Here is a 15,198-nt window from a genome sequence, read left to right as displayed (position 1 = left end):
CGCTCAGTTCCGCACTGCGCCGATCGTGCGCAGGCCCTGCTGTATGAACGCCGGGTTCACGAGTTTCAGGCTCTCGGAGAATTTCAGCGATCGGCCGGTATTGTTGAGGGCGAGTACGGCGAAAAGGCCGATCATTCGCTTCTTGTCGCGCATCGAGCCTTCGAAGCGCGCATTCACGTTGACCGTGTCCACCCCGAAATCATGATCGAAGATGAAGGCGAGCGATTCCGAGTGGATCTCGATCGTACGGAACGGCGGCGGCTCGAGCAGCCTGATGCCGTTGATCCAGTCGAAGGAAACCGTGATCCCCCGGTCGATCAGGTGGAAGTCGACGGCGTGGATAAGGCCCAGCCGCTGGAGCGAAGTGACCAGCGCATAATTGTTCCGTCGCCGTACCCGATCCATCATCGCCTCGGCCTTGGCCTGCAGCTCGACGAAGGAGAAGCTTTCGGTCGCCTGATTCTTGGGGCGCGAAAGCGCCTCGGGATATTTGCGGGCCCACCAGTTCAGCGCGGGTCGATTGTCCTTCGGGGTCAGGCCGTCCCAGACTTCGTCGGGAATCAGCAGCACCGGCGTCGCATCGCAATTCCGCTCGATGAAGTCGACGGCATCGGCGGGCATGTTGATGTCGGCATTCATGAACGCGTTCTCGACATGGCTGAAATAGCAGAAACTGGCGAAGGGAACGACGAACTTCGGCCGGAATATGTCGCACTGGAGCGCGACGCGACGAAGCTTCTCGGCCGCGAGCAGGCGCCTTGCCTCGCGATTGTCGCGGCTGTCCTGCCAGTTCGCGTAGGAGAATTGCGTGAACAATATGTCGCATTCCGGGACATGCGGGCGGATGAGGTCGAGGCGGCCGGGGGCCTCCAAGATGCAGTCGTTGGTGTTGAGGATGCTGTATTCGGGGGTCTGGATCAGCAGCCAGCTGTCGTAGAAGGGAATCTTGCCGCAGGTCACGCGCATGCCGCCGCCGATATCCTCGTTCACCCCATGGCGGAGCTCGCGCACGGCAAACCCCAGCGCGCGGCAGAAGGACACCACCCGGCCGTCCGGCGTCTCCTGGTAGAGGATCGTGATCCCGGCCCGGCGGTTCGCCGGGATGGACCGGAGGAACGGCACTGAGAAATGGTCCGGATGCTCGTGGCTGAACCAGATATAGTCGACCTCGTCGAGCCCTTCGTGCGGCTGCTCGGCGATCAGGTTCCACGCATTGTGGAAGGCCGATCCCGCGATCCACGGGTCGCACAGCAGCGAGATGCCGTGCGACCGGACGACGAACGAGGCGTGATTGACGAAACGGATCATGAAGCGGGCTCGCTTTCCATCAGGACGGGGTGGGCCATTGGCGCGGGAGGGTGTTTCGGCGGGCTGGTTCGTCCCAGCATGGCTTCGTAGACGGCCATGATCTGATCGGCGTGGAGCGTCTCGCCGAACCGGGAGGTTGCGTCCTCCGCGGCCTTTGCGGCGATGGTCGCCGCCGCCATCGGCCAGTCGATGAGCACGACCGCGGCATTGGCCAGGGCTACCGCATTTTCGGGCGGCACCAGCACGCCGATATCCCCGTTCTTCAGGGCTTCGACGTTGCCGCCCGACGCCGTGGCGATCACCGGCGTTCCCACCAGCATCGCCTCGATCAGCGTGCGTCCGAAAGGTTCGCCCAGAGCGGGCACCATCAGCATGTCGCAGGCCGCGAGCCAGCGCGGCCCCGGCGTGCGGAAGCCCATCAGCTTCACGATGTCCGCGACATTGCGTTTGCGCGCGTGGTTGGCGAGGGCGGTTTCGGTACGACCGCCGTCATAGGCTTCGCCGAACATCAGCCCCATCACCGGCCGCGACAGGTGGCGGCCGGTGAGTTCGGCGATCGCGTCGATGAAGAGGAACGGGCGCTTGCGCCGAATGAACGCGCCGAAGAAGCCGATGAAGGCGGTGTCCGGATCGCAGCCGAGTTCCGCGACGAGCGCGGCCCGTGCGGCGACCCGGTCCTCGCTCGCTTCGGTGGCGAAGGGACTGTGTACCACCGTGCATCGGCGCGCGGCGGACCACAGGCCGGGCCGGGGGGATGCGAAGCGGGAGACCGCGACGACCCGGTTGGCCAGCAGAGGCGCCGCCAGCCGCAGCCCGATCGCACCCGGGTCCCCGCGCTGGTGCCAGAGCAGCTTTGCCCCGGAGAGGCGCGCCGCCGGTCCCCATGTCGCATGGGTCCGCCCGTCATTGCTGTGGACGATGTCGAACCCGCCTGCCCGAAGGAAATGGACCTGGGCGGGAATATCCTTGAGCAGCTGCAGCATCTTCCAGGGGCCGACGCTGCTGTCGTAGGGAAGCCGGGTCCACTGCGGCTGGATGTCCGCGAGCAGGCCGGTGGGTCGGAACAGGGCCGCGATGGCGCCGTCCGGATATTGCGGCACGATCACCGGCGTGAAGCGCGACCGGTCGAGATTGCGGACCAGTCCAAGCACCGAGAGGTGGCTGCCGCCCACCACGTCTCCGGTGAAGGGAAAGCAAATTCGTGTCGGGTTGCCCTGCATCATCGTTTTCCGCGCCCTCGAGCCCTTGCGCCGTCCGTCATGTCTTCGATTAGGAGACGGCGCGGCGCTTCACGAACGACCTTCGGGTTTATGCGCGCACTCTTTCGGGTGAGAGCCGCCCGTCAGGCCGCCTCGCGCATCGTGCGCGCGGCCTTCTCCGCCGCGATCCGGCGTCCGATGTCGTAGCTTGCCGGCCTGATCACCAGCGTCGACGACGACAGATGACGGCCGATCGCAAAGGACAGCCAGTCGAGTCCCATCAGGCGCGACCGACGGTAGCCGGTCGGTGGGGCGAGCCGCAGCAACGATCGCAGCTTGGCGATGAACAGTCCCTTGGTCAGCCCGCTCGTCACCGAAAGCGCGGCAGCGTCGCACGCGTCCGCGATCGTCCGGAAATCGCGGTAGCGCGTCCAGCATTGAATATATTGCGCGGTCTGGACGGCATGGTCGTGACGGTCGCTATGGCCGAGGATATTGCTGTGCCGCCGATAGGAACCGATGTTGAGCCGGCTCAGCAACTCGATCCAGTCGACCCGCCGGTCGAAATCGCGGATCCAGTGGGCGAACGGGGTCTGACAATGCGCCTCGACGATGCAGCTCGACAACGGGAAGACGTGGACCGACGCGCCGTTGGGCGAGAGGCAGCGCTGCAGTTCGGCCAGAAAGGTCGTCAGGTCGTCGACATGCTCGAGCACCTGGTTGGATATGGCGAGGTCGAAGAAGCCCGACGGGTAGCGCCATGGCTCGACATCCGACTGCAGGCTTATCCGTTCGCGCCACTCGATGTGCGGATGCCGGGCGGCGAGCCGTCCGATCGCGGTGTCGAACTGGTCGCCGTCATTATATCCCTGTTCCCCGATATCGAAGCCGTGCACTTCGATCGCCAGCCCGGGCAGGGCGGCGGCGAGGGCGTACTGGAGATGATCGACGAGCGCGCCATCGCCGCATCCTATGTCGAGCACGCGGAGCCTGCCGCCGCGAGGCGTGACCTGCCGTTCGCGGAGCAGCGTCATGACGGTCGCCATGATATGATCGTGGGTGACCGATGCGGACCTCCCGTTATTCCGTGAAACGATCCGCATCGGCGCCTCCCGTGGCCCTTGGCGAAACATGGATAGCCCGATAGCCGGCGCCGAAAAACGTGCCATAGGAGGCAGGGCGGCGGCTCCGATGCGCAGGAAATGCGCGACGGGATGGTTGTCCCTATCCCGAAGGATTAGTCTCGGAAGAGCCCATCGCGCCTTGTCGCGGCCGATATAGCATTTCGGCATGCAGGGCAGGGACGATTTCAAGGGGCCTCCGAGCCGCAGGATATGCTTCGTGACCGAAGCCCTGGGGCCGGGAGGCGCGGAACGGGTGATCAGCCTGCTGGCCTCGCGGTGGGTCGAGGCGGGATGGCATGTCTCGATATGCACGTTCGATACGCCGCAGGACCGGGTCTACCACTGGGTGGACGGGCGCGTCCTGTTGCTGCGGCTCGATTCCTCCCGCGGGGACGGCGCCCGCCATCGCCGCGGTTTCGAGCTGTTTCGCCGCGTCTTCCGGCTTCGGGCCGCTCTCCGGCGCGAACGTCCCGACATCGTGTTCAGCTTTCTCACCAAGATCAACGTGCTGACGCTGCTGGCGACGATCGGGACCGGGCTGAAGCTCGCGGTGTGCGAACGCAACAACCCCATGAAGCAGGCGGCGAGCCCGTTCTGGAACCGTGCCAACAGCCTGCTCCTCCACCGGGCCGACGCGATCGTGGCACAGACGATGCGAGCGATCGAAAGCGTGCCACGGGCGGCGCGCGGGCGCGTGGCGGTCATTCCCAACCCCATCGTCCCGCCGCCCGGCGTGCCGGCGCCCTATGAGGATGCGCCTGCCCCCCTGCGGCTGGTCGCGGTCGGCCGGCTGACCCACCAGAAGGGTTTCGACCTGCTCATCGAGGCCTTTGCGCGGGTGGCGGGCGACCATCCGGACTGGGTTCTCGACATCTGGGGAGAAGGCCCGGACCGGCGGGCCCTGCAGGCGGCGATCGAGGCGTCGGCGGCCGCCGGCCGCATCACGCTGCGCGGGGTGAGCGGGGTGCAGGGCGGGTGGGCGGAACAGGCTTCGGCCTTCGTGCTGCCGTCGCGCTACGAAGGTTTTCCCAACGCGCTGGGCGAGGCGATGGCCTGCGGCCTGCCGGTGGTCGCTTTCGACTGTCCCTATGGGCCGCGCGAACTGATCAAGACCGGCTATGACGGTATGCTGGTCGAGTGCGAGAATGTCGTCGCGCTGGCACGGACATTGGCCCGGCTCATGGCCAGCGCCGCGCTGCGCCGGTCGCTTGGGGAGAATGCGGGGCATTCGGCCAGGCGCTTCGCGGTCGACCGGGTCGCTCGCCAGTGGGAGACTGTGATCGACCGCATCGCGCGGCCCCGTCGCGCGCGGCCGGCGGTCGCGCCGGATGCGGCGGGTGGGTCGGCGCTGTCGCTTCGCCGGCGCCGGCAGTGACGCCTGGCTCGGCCGCCGTCGCGCGCATCCGGCCGCGAATCGACAAGGTCGGAAGGATCGCGCGCGGATGGACCGGGATTCGGCCGGCGCAGGCGGCGGGCTTCTACCGGCCCGAGATCGACGGCCTGCGCGCGATCGCCGTCGGCCTCGTCATCCTGTTCCACGCGCAGTTCCGCATCGCCGGCGTGGATCCCTTCCCCGGCGGGTTCATCGGGGTCGATATCTTCCTGGTGATCAGCGGCTATCTGATCGGCCTGATCCTGCTCCGGGAGATGGACGCGGGCAGGTTCAGCCTCCTCCGCTTCTACGAGCGGCGCGCCCGTCGCATCCTTCCGGCGCTCTACGTCGTGCTGGCGTCGACGCTGCCCATGGCGTGGTGGCTGATGCTGCCGAGCGAACTCAAGACCTATGGCGCCTCGCTGACCAGCTCGGTCGCCTCGGTCGCCAACATCTTCTTCTGGCAGGCGGGAAGCTACGACGCCGGCGACAATCTCACGACGCCGCTGATCCACATGTGGAGCCTTGGCGTGGAGGAGCAATTCTACCTGCTCTTCCCCGCACTGCTGCTGGTCGTCGGCCGATATGCCCGCAGCTGGATGATGCCGATCCTCGCCGGCCTGACCGTCGTCTCGCTCGCCGTGGCCGAGACGATGACGGCCTATGCGCCCGATGCGTCCTTCTATCTCCTGCCGTCGCGCATATGGGAGCTGGCGGTCGGCGCCATGCTGGCCCTGCACGAACTCGACGGCGGCCGGGAACGCGTGCCGTTCCGATGCCGATCGGCGCCGCTGGTCGGGCTCGCCGCGATTCTGGCCTGCGTGCCGTTCATGTCGACGCATCATCACCATCCCGGCCTGCTGACCCTGATCCCCGTCGCCGGAACCGCGCTGATCATCCGATATGCCGGCCATGGCGACATCGCGAGCCGCTGGCTCGCGTCGATGCCGATGGTGTCGATCGGGCTGATCTCCTATTCGCTCTATCTGTGGCACCAGCCCATCCTCGCCTTCGGCCGCCTGCTGCGCGTTGACGACGCGCCCACGAGCGTGAAGCTCGGCTGGATCCTGCTGGCGATCCTCGCCGCCATCGCCACCTACCACCTCGTCGAGCGTCCGACGCGCGACCGGCGGCGGGTCGGGTCGCGATCGATCTGGATCATCGCCGTCGCGGGCGGCATCGCCCTGGCGGCGGCGGGCGCCGCGCTGGTGGTGACGAATGGCGCGCCCGGCCGCTTCGCCGCGCCGCTCGATGCGATCGCCAGGGCCGAGATCGTCGACGAAGCCGGTATCATGCAGCGCGGGCTGGGCTGCATGAACTATGTGCCGGCGCGCGGACCCTGCGTCTTCCGGGGCGCCGATGCGGGGGGCTACAACCTGCTCCTGATCGGCGACTCGCACGCACGCCTGCTCAGCGGCGCGCTCATCGATCGGCTCGACATGTCGACCAGCCTCGCGAGCGTCACGCTGCTGAATCGCGGTGGCTGCCTTTTCCTGCCCGGGCTGGTCCGCGTAGACGACGGCGTGCCGAGTTGCCCCGACGCCTATAACCGCGCGCGCCTGGACTATGCGCTGCGTCAGCCGCGCGCGGTTGCCGTCATCATGATGCGGCTGCCGATCGTCGTGGAGCGGAGCCGGTTCGACAATGGCGCCGGCGGGGCCGAACCCGGCAACGCGCCGCATCTCTCGGCGGCGGACGGCCCCTATGACCGCGCGGCCAGCGAGGAGCGGATCCGCGCGCGGATCATCGGCACCGTCGAGCGGCTGATCCAGCGGGGGGTGAAGGTGGTGCTCGTCTATCCGGTGCCCGAGATGGGATGGAACATCCCGCGCAAGCTGCTGCAGCTGGCGCGCAGCGAGCCGGCGGGGGCGTGGCTCTCACCGCAGCAGGCGTCGGTCTCGCGCCGGCAATATCTGGCGCGCAGCCGGCGCAGCCATGCGATGCTCGATGCCGTGGGCGTCCATCCCGATGTCGCGCGCGTCTATCCGGAAAACCTGTTCTGCGCGGGTGCGCGTTGCTTCAGCCACGACGGCACCGCGATCTTCTACCGCGACGACAACCATCTGAGCCGTGCCGGCGCGGACCGCCTCGTCGCGGCGATCGGCGCGACGATAGACGATCGCTGGGGACCCCCCGCCGCACCGTGAGGATCACGACGGCGGGATGGCCGCCATCGCCCGCCGGTGCGCATCGTCGAGATATTCGTCGAGATTGGGAATGCCGTTGCCGTTCGCGTCCCTCCACGGGTCGGCGACGGCCGGTTGGCTTCCGTGGTCGCGCTCCCAGCTGTCCGGCATGCCGTCGCCGTCGCTGTCGCGAGGCGCCTCGGCCTGGCGGACGGCCGGGATCGTGCCGGGCATGTGCCGTATGCGGCCGGTCCTGGAACGCACCTCGGCGACGATGCGCCGATCGACGGCGTCGCGGGGAAAGGCGCCGGCCTCGTCGAGGATCCGGCTATAGGCCAGCGCGGGCGCGATCGGTCGGATCGACAGCGGACAGACGGGCCGGCCGGCGCTGATCTCCGCTATCCCCGGCGCGGCGTGGATGAAGACGCCGTCGAAGACATTGTCCTGCACGAAGATCCGCGCCGCGCCCCGGCTGCCGATCCGCTGACGATCGATGCCGATCGCCTCCGGCGAGGTGCTCGGACCGGACCTGAAGATGTTGGCGACGATGTTGGCGGTCGTGCCGCCATAGCTTTCCCAGACCTCCGCGAACTGGAACTGGGCGTCGTAGAACAGGTTGTTGATCACATCGATACAGGACCTCGGCCTGAAATTCAGGTCCGGATTGCGGTCCCCGTTGTGCGCGCAGACATTGTAGATGAAGCTCATCCGCTGCGGCTTGGTCGGATCGCTGCCGAGCAGGGCGCATTTGTCGTGGCGGGGAATCCCCTCAGCGAAGATCGACCAGCTGACCGTGACATTGTCGTTGTCGCCCTGTCCGTTGATATTCTCGTCGAGCGCCCAGCTCCCGCTGACGTGATCGATGATCACGTTGCGGCTGTTCTCGAAGGTGATGGCGTCGTTCGCGCCCGCGAAGTCGCCCTTGAGATCGGGCCGAATGCGGATATCGCGTATGATGACGTCATGGCTGTTCTTGATGAGCAGCGGGGTGAAGCCCAGCGGGCCGCCGCCATGCGCCAGGGTGATGCCGTCGCCCGGCGCGGTCTGGCCGGCGATCGTGATGTAGGGATTGGCGATGACCGGCGGCCGCTGCGTGAAGCGGATCACTCCGCTCACCCTGAAGATGCAGACGCGCGGGCCCGAACGCTCGATGCAGGCGCGCAGCGAGCCCGGCCCCGCATCGGCGAGCGTCGTCACCAGGATCACGCGGCCGCCGCGCCCGCCGGCGGACATGCGGCCATAGCCTTGCGCCCCCGGGAAGGCGGGCAGTTCCTTCTTGCGGGTCGTGGCGCCATCCCCCGAGGCGACGAGCAGCAGCAATATGACCGGAAGCACCTTGATCATGGTCAGTAGCGTATCCGGAGTTCCAGGCCCGCACGGGCGCGTTCGAACGTCTCGGCCATCGTCCTGCTGGTGCGCTTGACCAACTGGCCGACGAACGCGACCGACAGGCGGCGATTGATCAGATATTCGAGATCGACGTCGCCGCCGATCGTGGTCAACCGGTCGCTGACGCCGCGATAGCCCGTCCGCCGGACGCGGAAGGCAACGCTCGACAGGAGGTTGTGGCGGATCTCCTGCTGGATGGCGAGGCGGAGGCGGCTGTCGATCCGGCCGCTCGCGCCGTTGCGGACGGTCGCCACGTCGCCGCGGAAGACGTCGAGGATGAAGGCGATGCGATCGCGTGGCGTGTAGATCAGGGTGCCATCCACGGCGAAGCCGGAGAAGCCCTTCAGCGTGGCCGACGACGGCCGGTACCGGAAGAAGCCCACGCCGACGTCGCCCCGCAGCTTGCCGCCGGGATCGATCTGGACGCCGACGAGCCCGCCGAGGGTCCGGCCGTCCCGGTCGATCCCGCTGACGCGGTCGCGGAGCCGGAAGCTGCGCTGGTTGGCATAGGCCTGGACGAAGCCGTTGATCGCCGGCGCGACATTGTAACGCAGGCGCACGGTGCCGCGATAGCTGGTGAAGTCGCGATCGTTGTTGAAGGACGATACGAAATCATATTTCTCGACCTGTCCCTTGAGCGAAAGACCCAGTCTTCCGCGGCCCCCCTGCAGGGCGAGTTCCCCGTTCGCGACATCGAACAGCGGCGGACCGAGCGTGGGGTTCTGCCGCACTTCCGGATCGGAGCGATTCTCGACCGCGCGCCGGTAGCCGCCGCCGCCGGTTATGGTGACGGCGCTGGCGAGGTCGGCGGCGACCCTCGCGGAGGCGCCATAGCTGTCGCTGTTCTCCCGGCTGGTGGAGGCATAGCGGCGAAGCTCGGCGGACATCTGGCCGCGCCAGCGCAGGCGCCCCTCGTCGTCCTCGCCGACGATCCGGGGACGTAGCGTCGTCAGCACATCGCTGCGCCGATGGTCGTGCGCCGCGTAGATATTGCTGTCGTAGACCGCGCTGGCCTCGATCTCCGGGGTCAGCACGGTGGTGCCGATATTGACGCGTCGCGGCTGATAGCCTTCCCGCTCGAGCGTCAGGACCGATTGAAGTCGCCCGCTGTCGTCCTCGACCGACTGGGCCCCGAGCGGAGGGGCGGAAACCAGCCCGGCCAGAGCGATCGCTGCCGCCAGGGGACGGCGCGAGGCCGATGCGGCCCGGTGCCGCATGGCCTAGAACCAGCTTTCGTAGACGCGGATCGTATCGCCCGGCTGGATCAGGGACTGCTCGGTGGCCACCGCCGTGAAGCTGCCATTGGCCTGCCGACGGATGATCGCGACCTTCTTCGTCTGCGCGCGGAAGGTGTAGCCGCCGGCCATCGATATCGCGTTCAGCACCGATGTGCCCGGACGGAAGGGATATTCGCCGGGTTTCTTGACTTCCCCGACGACGAAGAAGTGCCGGTATTCGTTGACCTGCACATTGACGATCGGCGCGTTGACGATGCGCCGCTCGGTCAGTTGCCGGGCGATCGCCTGCTGGACCTGGTCGGCGGTCTTGCCGCTGGCCGGCACGTCGCCGATCAGCGGCAGCGACACCGTGCCCATGTCGCTGATCACATAGGTGCTGGAGAAGCCGTCGAGCCCGTAGGCAGTGACGCGCAGTTCGTCCCCGGCGTCGAGCAGATATTGGGTCGATGCGCTTACCGGCAACGGTTCCAGGCCAGCCATGGGAGAGCAGGCCCCCAGAGCGAAGCTCATGACGATCGCCAGGCAATTGCGCCATGGATGCACTTTCACCATCGTCTCCTCCGGCGGTTTCGATTTAACGGTTTTAGTACATTTGGCCTGCGCCCCGTGGGCGATTCCGGGGGATGCGCCCGCTCAAAAGGGGGAGCGGATCACCCGCCGTGACGACGATCCCGAGCGACAGAAGCACCGGCACCATCCACAGGCGCGCATACATATGCGGGCTGGCGATGGTGAAGATCAGGAAGACCATGATCACCGCCAGGCACAGCGACGCTTCGATGCGATGCTGCGCCAGTTTCCTGAGCGGAATCAGTATGAGCATCCCGACGATCCCCAGCCAGCCGGCCAGGGCGAGGATACCGCCCTCGGCGAGCTCGAGCATGTACATGTTGTGCACCGGCTGCCCGAACGCGCTGAACTTGCGGTACTCGTCGACGCCCATGCCGATGATCGCGGTATGCTCCGCGTGCTTCCAGGCCTCGACGATGAGATCGGCGCGGTCGTCATAGGTGCCGGCGCTGTCGAGGTTGCCCTCCTGCAGTGCCGGCGCCACCCGCTTGGCGAAGATGTCGGGCATCTGGTAGCCCGACGCGAACAGCCCCGCGACCAGCAGCGCGGCGAGCAGCAGCAGTTTCGGAGAGGGATACATCCGGCCGGCGATCGCCATCGCCGCCATGGCCATCATCGCGGCGCAGAAACCGGTGAACGATGCCGCCAGCATGAGGGCCCAGAGCAGGACGGTCGCGGCGACCAGCGCCGCCGCCGACGGGATCAGGCGCCGGCTGGCCGCATACATGACGAACGGCAGCGTCATCGCGATGACCGCCGAATTCCAGTTGGCGTCCCCGACCATCGCGCCGAGGCGGCGGCCGCCGGTGACGAAGTCGCGGCCGAAGATCTCGGTCGCCTGCTCATAGCCGCTCAGGAAATAATAGCCGGCGATGCCCACGCTCTCCATCGCCACCATCGCGATGATCAGCGTGATGATGAGCGGCCGCAGCGTGGCGCGGTCCCGGATGAGGACCATCGGCAGCAGCATGTAACTGAACAGATATTGGGCGGCGACGATCAGCCAGCGGGTCATGTCTCCATGGAAGAAGCTGCCCAGCATCAGACCCGTCAGCATGACGACCAGCGAGGCCAGCCACAGCGGCGTCAGGGCTCCGAAGGGCATGCCGTTCAGACGCGAGAGCCCGAGTTCAAGGAAGATCACCGTGACGAACAGCAGGTCGCTGAGGGTGATGTTGACGTCGCCCACGCGCCAGAGATGGAAGCAGAAGAAGAAGACCGCGACGGTCAGGACCGGGGTGATCAGCCGGCCGGCCGATCCTCGGATGTCGCCATCCTCGACCGGCGAGGCCTGCCGTTCCGGCATTGCGGAGCTGCCTTTGGGCACCATCGCGGCTAGCGCCGGTCCAGGCAGTATCGCAGCCGGTCGGCCATGCGATCCATGTCGGCGACTTCCAGCGTCGGATCGACCGGAAGCATGATGCTGGCGTCGCCGATCCGGCGGGCCACGGGCAGCGGCGCGCGTGGCTTCGAGCCATGGTCCGAGAAGGCGTCCTCCCCATAGATCTCCGGGCATGATCCGCTGCCGCACGGAACGCCGAGCGCCTGCAGCCGGCTCACCAGCGCATCGCGGGCGTCCCGCGCGCCGAGGCTGGGGCCGGTGAGGAAGCAGTAATATTTATAATAGGCATGCGCGACATGCGCCGGCGGGCGGGCGAGCCGCAGCCCCGGTACGTCGGCCAACGCCCTGTCCAGCGCCGCGGCGTTGCGCCGCCGCGCCGCGAGCCAATCCGGCAGTTTCCGGAGTTGCAGAGACCCGATCGCCGCCTGCATCTCGGTCAGGCGGTAGTTGCTGCCGAAGCCGTCATGGAGCCAGCGGAAACATCCGTTGGCCGCGCCCCGGTCCGCCAGCTTCTCCGGATTCTTGCCATGGTCCTTGTAGGACCAGGCTCGCGCCCACACCGCCGGGTCCTCGACGATCAGCATGCCGCCTTCGCCGCCCGTCGAGATGATCTTGTCGGTGCAGAAGGAGAAGGCGGCGGCATCGCCGAAGGAACCGACCTTGCGACCATGATAGAGGGCGCCCAGGGCCTGCGCGCAATCCTCGATCACCTTCAGGCCCCTGCGCCGGCACAGCGCCATGATCGGGTTCATCTCACATGGCCAGCCGGCCAGATGGACGCAGATCACCGCCTTGGTGCGGCTGGTGATCATCCGTTCGATGCCCTCGGGGTCGATATTCTGGCTGACGGGGTCGACATCGGCGAAGACAGGCGTGGCGCCCACCGCGACGATGCAGCTCACCGACGCGAAATAGCTGCGGGGCGTGACGATCACCTCGTCGCCGGCTCCGATCCCCAGGGCGCGCAGGCCGAGTTCCAGCGCGAGCGTTCCGTTGGCGACCGCGATCGCGCGAAACCCGCCGATATAGGCCGCGAATTCCTCCTCGAACCGCTGTCGGCGTTCGCCGTGCACCAGCGCATTGACGCGTCCGGAGCGAAGGATATCGGCCACCTCCGCGATCTCGTCGTCGCCATAGATCGGCCATAGCGATCGGATCGCCCCGTCGGATCCGGGCGTCGTCAGCCGTGCGCTTTCCGCCATCACCGTGCTTGCTGCAGGCGAGCGGGGGCCATGTGCGGCGTCGCCGGGGAGTCGGCCGGTCTCGGCGGTGCGGCAGGCTTTTCCTCGTGGAAATCGACGATGCTTCGCACGATCGTGCACATCGCTTCCGCATCGCCGTACCGCGCCAGATCCTCCAGCCGTTCGAACACGCCCTTGAGCACGGTGAGCGCGACCGGATGCGGTGCGGCTTCGAAGATGCCCGGCAGGGAGGACGGCAAGCGTTCCTCGCTGGAGTCGAACAGCTCCTCGAACAGCTTCTCGCCCGGGCGCAATCCGACGAACTCGATCTTCACGTCGATATCGGGTTCCAGCCCGGCCGCCCTGATGATGCGCCGCGCTATGTCGACGATCTTGATCGGCGCGCCCATGTCGAGAACGAAGATCCGGCCCCGGTCCATGCCGCCCTGCAGGGAGCCGGCGCTGCTGTGCAGGATCAGCCGCACCGCTTCATGGACGGTCATGAAATAGCGTTCGATGTCGGGATGGGTCACGGTGAGCGGGCCGCGTCGGCTGAGCTGTCGCATGAACAGCGGGATCAGCGATCCGCTCGACCCCAGCACGTTGCCGAAACGAACGGTTATGAAGCGGCATGCCCCGGCCTCGCGCGGCGAGGCGAGGTCGAGCGCCTGGCAGTAGAGCTCGCCGAGCCGCTTGGTCGCCCCCATCATGCCGATCGGGTTCACGGCCTTGTCGGTCGACACCTGGATCATGGCGCGTGCGCCGCAGGCCAGCACCGCATCGGCGACGTTGCGCGTGCCGATCACGTTGGTCAGCACGCCCGCGCAGGGATTGGCCTCGACCAGCGGCACATGTTTCAGCGCGGCGGCGTGGAACACCAGGTCGGGCCGATGCTGGCAGAACAGCTTGATCAGCGTGTCCCGCTGACGGATCGAACATAGCAGCGGGGTGCTGCGAACGGCGGGGAAGCTTTCCCGCAGCTCGAGATCGATCGCGTAGAGATTATATTCCCCATGGTCGAGGAGGAGGATCTCGCTGGCCTCGAAGGCGGCGATCTGGCGGACCAGTTCGCCGCCGATCGTCCCGCCGGCGCCCGTCACGAGGATGCGCCGCCCCTTGATCGCTTCGCGCACCAGAGCCCCGTCGAGACGCATTTCCGCACGGCCGAGCAGATCGGTCAGGTTCAGGAACTCCAGGTCAAGATTGCCGTCGCGCGAATGTTGCAATTGTCCCGGCTCCTGGGCGCGTGCCAACTCCAGCCCGAGTTGGGCGGCCCGTGTCGCCAGCTTGGCGATGCGCGGTCCGGTGAGGGCCGGGTCGCCTTGGCTGACGATCAGGTAGCTCGGGCGCCGCTTGGCGCGGGTCAACTGGCCGACCACCGCCTCGAGCTCGTCGATCGTCCCGAAGATCGGGACGCCGCGGATGTTCAGATTCCGGTCGCGGTCGTCGTGCGCCAATATGCCGACGGCCGTGACGGCGGGATTCCGGCCGTCCTTCAGGACCCGCAGGACCGTCTCCGCCCAGTCGGGTTCCCCGACGAGCAGGACGTTCTGGCGGGCCGGGCCGCGCTCCCGCGAACCTGGCGGCGCATTGACGGGGAGGGGAGGCGCCGGCCTCAACAGCTCGCGCAGGATGCGCGGGCCGGCGCGGAGCGAACCCAGCATGACCACCAGCACGAACCACTGGATGATGGGAACCGAGCGCGGGAGCCAGGGCGGCGTGGAGAAGAGCAGCAGGATCACGATGCTCGACAGGGCGACCGACAGGATCGACGCCTGACCCAGGAAGAGGAGTTCCTTGATCGAAACATGGCGCCAGCTCTGCCGATAGATACCGACGATGTGAAAGACGGCGATCGAGATGATGGCGCTGCTGATCGCGCCGAGCGCGGCGCCGGATGCGGTGCTGTCCGATATCGGGCCCTGGAGTCGCAGGCGGAGTGCGACGTGGAGCGAGAGCATGACCGCGCAGGCGTCCAGGAGCACCGCGCACGGATAGCGCAGCCTTAGTCGGCCGGCAGGCTTTCGGAGATACCCCATTTCGCTTCCCTCGGATGCGGAGCCGTCATCGTGGCAATCGACGATGGCGGCTGCGTTCGAACCTGTGAGGGGGAGGAGCCTGTCATTGAACGCGGGCCTTGTAAGCTGACCCCTTGGACATCATCCCTAAAAGACCGGGCGGTGTCCGAATTCTCGGCGCCGCTAGCCTTTCTTGCCATCGCTTCGATTTTCGAGATGCCGAAAGGCTATTAGCCTTATTCGCCACTGCGGGCCCGGCTGATGGCCGCTAGTCTTCAGCCTGCACTGCGAGGAGGGCTCCCGCAGATGAAAGGCACCCCTATGAACTCGA

The 15,198-nt window shown here is 67.1% G+C and carries 11 protein-coding genes; 2 read left to right on the top strand and 9 right to left on the bottom strand.

From position 1 onward, the window contains the following. Positions 1-3 precede the first annotated feature (3 nt). The 3 genes from ASE22_RS03605 to ASE22_RS03595 all read right to left on the bottom strand — a co-directional run bounded on the left by ASE22_RS03605 (position 4) and on the right by ASE22_RS03595 (position 3,553). Complete coding sequence (locus ASE22_RS03605; protein WP_056355051.1) at positions 4-1,308, bottom strand: MBL fold metallo-hydrolase; 1,305 nt, start codon at positions 1,306-1,308, stop codon at positions 4-6. Further along, a complete protein-coding gene (locus ASE22_RS03600) occupies positions 1,305-2,531 on the bottom strand; it encodes a glycosyltransferase (RefSeq protein ID WP_056355049.1) in 1,227 nt (408 codons plus the stop codon). Before ASE22_RS03600 ends, ASE22_RS03605 begins: the two co-directional genes overlap by 4 nt. A gap of 119 nt (positions 2,532-2,650) precedes the next feature. Next, positions 2,651-3,553, bottom strand: a complete 903-nt coding sequence (locus tag ASE22_RS03595) for a class I SAM-dependent methyltransferase (RefSeq protein WP_056355046.1) — start codon at positions 3,551-3,553, stop codon at positions 2,651-2,653. A gap of 295 nt (positions 3,554-3,848) precedes the next feature. On the opposite strand from ASE22_RS03595, the gene ASE22_RS03590 reads away from it, so the two are divergent. Both ASE22_RS03590 and ASE22_RS03585 read left to right on the top strand, forming a co-directional pair. Then, on the top strand, positions 3,849-5,006 hold the full coding sequence (locus tag ASE22_RS03590) for a glycosyltransferase family 4 protein (RefSeq protein ID WP_235536508.1): 1,158 nt from the start codon (positions 3,849-3,851) through the stop codon (positions 5,004-5,006). Continuing rightward, positions 5,003-7,150, top strand: coding sequence for an acyltransferase family protein (locus tag ASE22_RS03585; RefSeq protein ID WP_056355040.1), 2,148 nt, complete (start codon positions 5,003-5,005; stop codon positions 7,148-7,150). Before ASE22_RS03590 ends, ASE22_RS03585 begins: the two co-directional genes overlap by 4 nt. Before the next feature lie 3 nt (positions 7,151-7,153). Here ASE22_RS03585 and ASE22_RS03580 read toward each other — a convergent pair whose 3' ends face one another. From ASE22_RS03580 to ASE22_RS03555, 6 genes are all read right to left on the bottom strand, one after another. Then, positions 7,154-8,473 carry a pectate lyase gene (locus ASE22_RS03580; RefSeq protein WP_056355037.1) on the bottom strand — a complete coding sequence of 440 codons (1,320 nt, stop codon included), beginning with the start codon at positions 8,471-8,473 and terminating at the stop codon, positions 7,154-7,156. 2 nt (positions 8,474-8,475) lie between these two features. After that, on the bottom strand, positions 8,476-9,735 hold the full coding sequence (locus ASE22_RS03575) for an outer membrane beta-barrel protein (protein ID WP_056355034.1): 1,260 nt from the start codon (positions 9,733-9,735) through the stop codon (positions 8,476-8,478). 3 nt (positions 9,736-9,738) lie between these two features. Beyond that, positions 9,739-10,236 (bottom strand): polysaccharide biosynthesis/export family protein, encoded by a 498-nt coding sequence (locus ASE22_RS03570; protein WP_235537485.1) that lies wholly within the window; start codon positions 10,234-10,236, stop codon positions 9,739-9,741. A 103-nt stretch (positions 10,237-10,339) separates the two neighbouring features. After that, positions 10,340-11,632, bottom strand: coding sequence for a hypothetical protein (locus ASE22_RS03565; protein ID WP_056355030.1), 1,293 nt, complete (start codon positions 11,630-11,632; stop codon positions 10,340-10,342). A gap of 29 nt (positions 11,633-11,661) precedes the next feature. Continuing rightward, the gene (locus tag ASE22_RS03560; protein WP_056355027.1) at positions 11,662-12,870 is read right to left on the bottom strand and encodes a DegT/DnrJ/EryC1/StrS family aminotransferase; all 1,209 of its coding nucleotides are present in this window, start codon (positions 12,868-12,870) and stop codon (positions 11,662-11,664) included. Continuing rightward, positions 12,870-14,888, bottom strand: coding sequence for a nucleoside-diphosphate sugar epimerase/dehydratase (locus ASE22_RS03555; RefSeq protein WP_056355023.1), 2,019 nt, complete (start codon positions 14,886-14,888; stop codon positions 12,870-12,872). Before ASE22_RS03555 ends, ASE22_RS03560 begins: the two co-directional genes overlap by 1 nt. Positions 14,889-15,198 lie beyond the last annotated feature (310 nt).

Origin of the sequence: Sphingomonas sp. Root720 (assembly GCF_001428605.1) — a bacterium.
Taxonomy (GTDB): domain Bacteria; phylum Pseudomonadota; class Alphaproteobacteria; order Sphingomonadales; family Sphingomonadaceae; genus Rhizorhabdus.
This window is presented reverse-complemented; position numbering and strand designations above follow the sequence as displayed.